The organism is Paenibacillus profundus (assembly GCF_021369635.1).
GTDB lineage: Bacteria > Bacillota > Bacilli > Paenibacillales > Paenibacillaceae > Paenibacillus_B > Paenibacillus_B profundus.
Window position 1 is genome coordinate 61,756 of record NZ_JAJNBZ010000029.1, and the last position, 7,427, is coordinate 69,182.

The 7,427-nt window shown below is 48.1% G+C and carries 4 protein-coding genes; 3 read left to right on the plus strand and 1 reads right to left on the minus strand.

What is annotated here, in order from left to right; translation table 11 throughout:
- The first annotated feature begins 10 nt into the window (after positions 1-10).
- Positions 11-1,921, plus strand: a complete 1,911-nt coding sequence (gene gyrB, locus LQV63_RS24520) for a DNA topoisomerase (ATP-hydrolyzing) subunit B (protein WP_233698645.1) — start codon at positions 11-13, stop codon at positions 1,919-1,921.
- A 119-nt stretch (positions 1,922-2,040) separates the two neighbouring features.
- Here gyrB and LQV63_RS24525 read toward each other — a convergent pair whose 3' ends face one another.
- Positions 2,041-2,790, minus strand: coding sequence for a YheC/YheD family protein (locus tag LQV63_RS24525; RefSeq protein WP_233698646.1), 750 nt, complete (start codon positions 2,788-2,790; stop codon positions 2,041-2,043).
- A 493-nt stretch (positions 2,791-3,283) separates the two neighbouring features.
- Between LQV63_RS24525 and gyrA the strand changes: the two genes are divergently transcribed.
- Positions 3,284-5,812, plus strand: a complete 2,529-nt coding sequence (gene gyrA, locus LQV63_RS24530; RefSeq protein WP_233698647.1) for a DNA gyrase subunit A — start codon at positions 3,284-3,286, stop codon at positions 5,810-5,812.
- Positions 5,813-5,902: 90 nt separating this feature from the next.
- Entirely contained in the window at positions 5,903-7,039 is a 1,137-nt protein-coding gene (locus LQV63_RS24535) for an HD-GYP domain-containing protein (RefSeq protein ID WP_233698648.1), read from the plus strand.
- The last annotated feature ends 388 nt before the right edge of the window (positions 7,040-7,427 follow it).

A 7,427-nucleotide genomic window follows, 5' to 3' on the forward strand; every position in this document is an offset into this window, starting at 1 on the left:
GGTGAAGGGCATGTCTTTGAATCAGAATACTTATGATGAGAGCCAGATTCAGGTATTGGAAGGCTTGGAAGCCGTACGCAAACGGCCAGGGATGTATATCGGTTCAACCAGTTCCAAAGGGCTTCATCATTTGGTATGGGAAGTGGTCGACAATAGTATTGATGAGGCGTTGGCCGGTTACTGTACGAAGATTCAAGTGATCATCCATGAAGATAACAGCATCACGGTCATTGACAACGGACGCGGGATTCCAGTAGGGGTACAAGAGAAATTGAAGCGTCCTGCGGTAGAGGTCGTTATGACTGTCTTGCACGCAGGAGGAAAATTTGGCGGAGACGGCTACAAAGTATCCGGCGGCTTGCATGGCGTCGGGGTATCGGTCGTCAACGCATTGTCAGAAGTGCTGTTGGTTACCGTAAAGCGGGACGGCTATATCCACCAACAGGAATATCGCCGCGGTGCGCCGCAGGCAGACTTGGAAATTATCGGTGAGACGACGGATACGGGAACGACCGTTAAATTCAAACCGGATCGGGAAGTGTTTACGGAAACGACCGAATACGAATACGATATTCTTCTTTCCCGGATTCGCGAGCTTGCCTTCTTGAATAAAGGCATCGAAATGGTCCTTAGTGACGAACGGACTGGACAATCGCAAACGTTTAGATACGAAGGCGGAATCATGGAATTCGTCGATTATTTGAACCGTAACCGTGAAAAAATGCACGAGCCTCCGATTTACGTAGAGGGCGCAAAAGATAACATTACGTGCGAAATCGCACTTCAGTATAACGATAGCTATACCGAGAACATTTATTCATTTGCCAACAACATCCATACGCATGAAGGTGGTACGCACGAATCCGGATTCAAAAGCGCGCTTACTCGCATCATTAACGATTATGCTCGCAAGACGAACTTGGTGAAGGATAGCACCTCCAACTTGAGCGGCGATGACGTGCGGGAAGGATTGACCGCCATCATTTCGGTCAAAATTCCAGAACCGCAATTTGAAGGACAGACGAAAACAAAGCTCGGCAATAGTGAAGTACGCGGCATCGTAGAGTCCGTCTTCTCTGAGAAATTTATGGAGTTCTTGAATGAGAATCCAGCGGTTTCACGCAAAGTAGTGGAAAAAGGCTTGCAAGCCTCCCGTGCTCGCGAAGCGGCACGTCGTGCCCGCGAATTGACGCGCCGAAAGAGTGCGCTCGAGGTTAGCTCTCTGCCAGGGAAACTGGCGGACTGCTCCTCCAAGGATGCTGCACAATGTGAGCTCTTTATCGTCGAAGGTGACTCCGCGGGGGGCTCGGCGAAGCAAGGGCGAGATCGTCATTTCCAAGCGATTTTGCCGCTGAAGGGTAAAATTTTGAACGTCGAAAAGTCCCGGCTGGATAGAATACTATCCAATGCAGAAATTCGAGCGATTATTACCGCTTTAGGTACGAGCATTGGGGAAGACTTCGACTTGTCGAAGGCACGCTATCACAAAATCATTATTATGACGGATGCTGATGTGGACGGCGCTCATATTCGAACGCTGATGTTGACATTCTTCTATCGTTACATGCGCAAACTCATCGAAGCTGGTTTCGTGTATATTGCGCAGCCGCCGCTCTATAAGATTGAGCGCAACAAGGTTGTGCGTTATGCCGATAGCGATAAGCAGAAGGATGAGATTATCGCGGAATTTGGCGAAGGCGTGAAAGTCAACGTGCAGCGGTACAAAGGTCTCGGGGAAATGAACGCGGAGCAATTGTGGGAGACGACGATGGATCCGGAAAGCCGTAAAATGCTTCAAGTCACATTCGATGACGCCAAAATAGCGGATGAAGTATTCGATACGCTCATGGGGGACAATGTCGAACCGCGCCGCGATTTCATTCAGCGTCACGCGAAGTTTGTTAAGAACTTAGATATTTAACGCGAGCCAACGTGCCTTGCCTAATTGTTCGGAGTATTTCAATGCCCCAGTTCTAAGGACTGGGGCATTGGTGTATGAATATCTCTCCGGGGCTACCTTGAGGGATTGCGGCTTGAAGGTTACTTCTGGCCAAAGCGTCCATACGCTTTGGCATTGCGGAAAATTCGCCGATAAGCACGCGGATCAAAGGTGCGGTACACATAGATAGCAGGGTTGGTGTTCACTTCAAGTATCCATGGATGCATGCTTTTGTCGAGCGCGATATCTATTCCCAGCTCTTTAAGTCCCTTATAGGTTCGGCTTAATTCCCGGCCGGTAGATACACCTAATTGTTCGAGCTCACGACCTAATCTGCGGATGGAGGCATCATTCAGGCGGGAATGGAGCAGCTTGGACAGAGTCTCCATTTTACCGCCATTGCTCACATTGGTCACAATTTTATGAGCTGCCGCTTTCCGGCCCAAGATGGACATCGATTCCCATTTGTTATCCAGGTTTTTTTGCACCAAGACGCGTAAATCAAATTTTCGGCCCCGGTGGGTCATCATATGAATGCCTTTCTGTACCAAATACATTCGTTTGCCGATTCGTGTTTTGATTGCTGCATGCAAGCTATCTAAGGAATTGAGAGTCTGGGTTGAGACGCCTTCCCTCAGCTCAAAGGATGTGCCAGAGTGCTGTTTTACGCGCATGACGCCATTCCCATGGGTTCCCTTGTCCGGCTTTACGTACACCATCTTATGGCGGGTTAACATTTCTCCCAAGCGGTCGTAATTGAAGATCGCTGTCTCCGGAATGTATCGCTTTAACGATGAGCTTTGCAGATTGCGGGTCTTTTTCCATTTGCTGAACACGCGACGAATGGACAAAAATGCATCACCCTTTACGGAGTATAGTCGCTTACGTCTTCTTGCTGGAACAATTTGCTCCCTCAATTAGACGATTTATACCAATGTATGGCGTTATGGTTGAAGAGGAATAGAACAAAAACCTATTTTTTGTGGAAAATGTTCGGGTTTTGGGCGGTTTCATGGAACGTTTAATTGTATCTCTTTTGTGAAAGTAATATAATGAAAATAGCGTAGTTATGGAATTGATGAATATGATTTTATCCGTATGACTTGATGAATGCAGGAAGATTTCATTTGACTTCACATGAATCGTGTGGCTATTCATCGACTTAAAACGGTTATCCTCCAATCGAAGAGGCATGCCGTTTTTTTAGGAAAAATGATATTCATCCGTGGAAACGGTTCGTCCCCGATATTGGGGCTTGGGAGCCGTTTTCGCTTGCTGAGCAAATTTTTGCTTTTTGCCATACAATGTGGACGCTGTTAAAGACGAAATATGAGGAGGTCCAACATGGCGGAAGAAAAACAATCGCAAATCAGGGATCGTGATATCGGAACCGAGATGCGGGAATCTTTCTTGGATTACGCGATGAGCATCATCGTAAGCCGTGCGTTGCCGGATGTGCGGGATGGCTTGAAGCCGGTACATCGTCGTATTTTGTATGCGATGTCAGAACTCGGCATGTCGCCGGACAAGCCCCATAAGAAATCGGCCAGAATCGTCGGCGAAGTCATTGGTAAGTACCATCCGCATGGTGATTCGGCGGTATACGAGACGATGGTGCGCATGGCGCAGGACTTCTCGCTCCGCTACATGTTGATAGATGGACACGGTAACTTCGGTTCTATCGACGGCGACTTCGCCGCGGCCATGAGATATACGGAAGCGCGCCTCTCCAAGATAGCGATGGAGCTGCTGCGCGATATTAACAAAGATACGATTGACTATGCCCCGAACTATGATGGGGAAGAGCAGGAACCAGTCGTTCTGCCTGCGCGATTCCCGAACCTGCTTGTCAATGGGGTATCGGGAATTGCGGTCGGGATGGCGACCAATATTCCTCCGCATAATTTGACGGAAGTCATTAACGGATTGCAGGCGCTTATCCGCAATCCGGAATTGACGCCGCTGGATTTGATGGAATATATTAAGGGGCCGGATTTCCCAACGTCAGGATTAATTATCGGACGTGAAGGCATTCGACAAGCTTACACGACTGGACGCGGTTCAATCACGATGCGCGCCAGAGCGACTATCGAAGAGAACAATAACAAGGCGCGCATTGTCGTGCACGAGCTGCCTTATCAGGTCAATAAGGCGCGTCTTGTCGAGAAGATTGCCGAGTTGGTGCGCGAGAAGCGCATCGACGGCATTACGGATTTGCGGGACGAATCGGACCGCAATGGGATGCGCATCGTTATTGAATTGCGCCGCGATGTGAATCCGAGCGTTGTGTTAAACAATCTGTATAAACATACTGCCATGCAGTCTAATTTCGGCTGCAACATGCTGGCGCTCGTCAACCAAGAGCCGCGCGTGTTGAATCTGCATGACATGCTCTATTATTACTTGGAGCACCAGATTGTAGTCATCCGGCGCCGTACCGAGTACGAACTGAAGAAAGCAGAGGCGCGTGCCCATATTCTTGAAGGCTTGCGTATCGCGCTTGACCATATCGATGAGATTATCGCGCTCATTCGCGGCTCTCAAAATGACGAACAAGCGCGCGAAGGCTTAATATCGCGCTTCGGACTCAGCTTCGATCAGGCTCAGGCGATTTTGGACATGCGTCTGCGCCGCCTGACTGGATTGGAACGCGAGAAGATCGAAGCCGAATATCAAGAGCTTCTTCTCAAAATTGCAGAGTATCGCGAAATTTTGGCGAACGAGCAGCTCGTCCTGACCATCATTAATGACGAGTTGGAAGAAGTGAAGCAGAAGTATGGTGACGATCGCCGCACGGAAATTACGATTGGCGAAGATAGCATCCTGGATGAAGACCTCATTCCGAGAGAGGATGTCATCATCACTATTACCCATAGCGGATATATCAAGCGTCTTCCAGCAACGACGTATCGCAACCAGAAGCGGGGCGGACGCGGGGTTGTGGGAATGGACACGAAAGATAACGACTTCGTCGAGCATTTATTCGTATCCAACTCTCACCACTACCTGATGTTCTTTACGGACAAAGGGAAAGTGTACCGCATCAAAGCATATGAAATTCCGGACTTGAGCCGGACCGCTCGAGGTACGCCGATTATCAACCTGATTCAAATCGAACAGGGAGAATCGATCAACGCCGTCATTCCGGTAGAGACATTCGACGATGATAACTACTTGTTCTTTGCAACCCGTCAAGGGATCGTGAAGAAGACGCCGTTGAATGACTATGCTAATATTCGCAAGGGCGGCCTAATCGCCATTAACCTGCGCGAGGATGACGATCTTATCGGTGTCCGTCTTACCGATGGCGAACAGGAGATCATCATGGGAACGATGAATGGAATGTCCATTCGCTTCCCTGAGAGTGATGTCCGTTCGATGGGTCGTTCGGCGACCGGCGTCAAAGGTATTACGCTTGTAGAGAAAGATGCCGTCATCGGTATGGATGTCGTTACAATCGATAACGAAGTCTTGATCGTCACTTCCAAAGGGTACGGCAAACGGACGCCAATGGCCGATTATCGTATTCAAAGTCGTGGCGGTAAAGGGATTAAGACGATTAACGTCACAGATAAGAACGGTCCGGTCGTCGGCTTGAAGGTCGTTCAAGATGAAGAAGACTTGATGATTATTACCGCATCCGGGACGATTATCCGTACGAGCATGTCTGGAATTTCCCAGATGGGACGGTATACACAAGGCGTTAAATTAATTAATATTCGTGACGATGATTCCGTGTCTACGGTAAGCCGCTGCGATAAAAATGAAGAAGACGATGCTTCTCTTGATGAGAACGGCGAGTTGCTCGAGGAACATAACACTCAAGTCGACCAGCTTGCTGATTCAGACGAAGATGGGGCAAGCGAACAGTAAAACTAAGTTAGGGGCGTACATCAATAGGATGCGCCCCTTCTTATTAAGCAATTCACCTCAAACAAAATCGCAGGAGTGTGTAATGTCCATATGGTGTTAACCCCTGTTTCTCAATTAAAGCCAGGCGATAGCTTGGAAGATGACGTACATACGACGCTCGGCGGCATTTTAATGCAAAAGGGCAGGATGTTGAGTGTCCGGGATTTGGACGTGCTCGATGCATTCTTAATTAAGTCAGTTGTCATTGTTAGCACCTCTCATACGGCTCAAGCCGAGTTCTCTGCCACAGCTGAGGTTGATTTTCCTGCGGCGCGAATAAGCGAGCCTACAGTGGAAACACCAAAAAGGAAGGACCATGTTAACAGCGTGGAAAATATCGGCTTCGTCGAAGCATGGATGCAAATGGTGAACTTGTTAAAAAACGTTTACCATACTTTAGGTACATCCAAAATCCCCATTCTTGAGCTGCGTCAGCAGATGGAATGGCTGCTAGCCCGTAGCAAGCATTACTCTCCTCTAACTTTTCATCCGCAAATCAAAGCCCAGTTGCATGGAGATGTGACGGAGTATTTGTATCATAAATCGGTCGCTGTGGCGCTGACCTCATATTTGCTGGGCCAGTGGAGTTCGTTCCCAGCCCAAGAAGGTATGCAGATTGCATTGGCTGGTTTGCTGCACGATATTGGCAAGGCCAAGGTAGACGAAGATATATGGAATAAAAGAGATTCGCTCACCGACAGAGAGAGAGTCGAGATAAGACGCCATACCCATTATGGCTATGAGCTGCTGCGCAATGTTCCGGCTTTGAACGATGGGGTCAAGCTTGCCGCCTTGCAGCATCATGAGCGAATGGACGGAAGCGGGTACCCATTAGGTATAAAGGGAGAACAAATCCATCCTTATGCCAAAATCGTCGCCATTGCCGACATGTTCCACGCGATGACACAGAATCGTGTTTACCAGAAGGCGTCATCTCCTTATGTTGTCTTAGAGCAGTTAAAAGAAGAGTCGTTCGGAAAGTTAAATCCCGAAATGGTGCAGATCTTTAATCATAAGGTGACACAGCTGCATCAAGGGTCGTTCGTGAAATTAAGCGATGGACGCGTGGGGCGGATTGTATTTACAGAGCATGGACATCCTACACGTCCATGGGTTTCTGTTGACGGTCAGATTGTCCAGCTTGTGCAGGAGCGTCATATTTGGATTGATGAAGTAATTGGACAATAGTATGTTTCCTTTGAAAATAGTTCAGGTGCTCTTGTGGTCTCACCTACACTGCGAGCATCCTTTTTCGAGGGATGCTTCCGATGTAGTTTTCTCGCGAAAACTTGTACTTCTCGGTACTGCAAGGTGACCTTTTTGAACACGCTCGATAAGAGTCTATTTCCGACTGCTTGAATAAGGTGATAGAGCTACTCTATCAGCAAGGGAATAGGCTTTTACATAATCTTTAAAGAAACTTTAAAAAAAGTACTTGCGTTCGTTTGTAGGCTATGGTATATTATAAAAGTCGCCGATGAGAAACACGGTGAACGAAGCGAAAGAGGCAATGAGCCGAAGCGCTGGAATGAAGATTGTTCTTTGAAAACTGAACAACGAGTGAAACGTTTGTGTA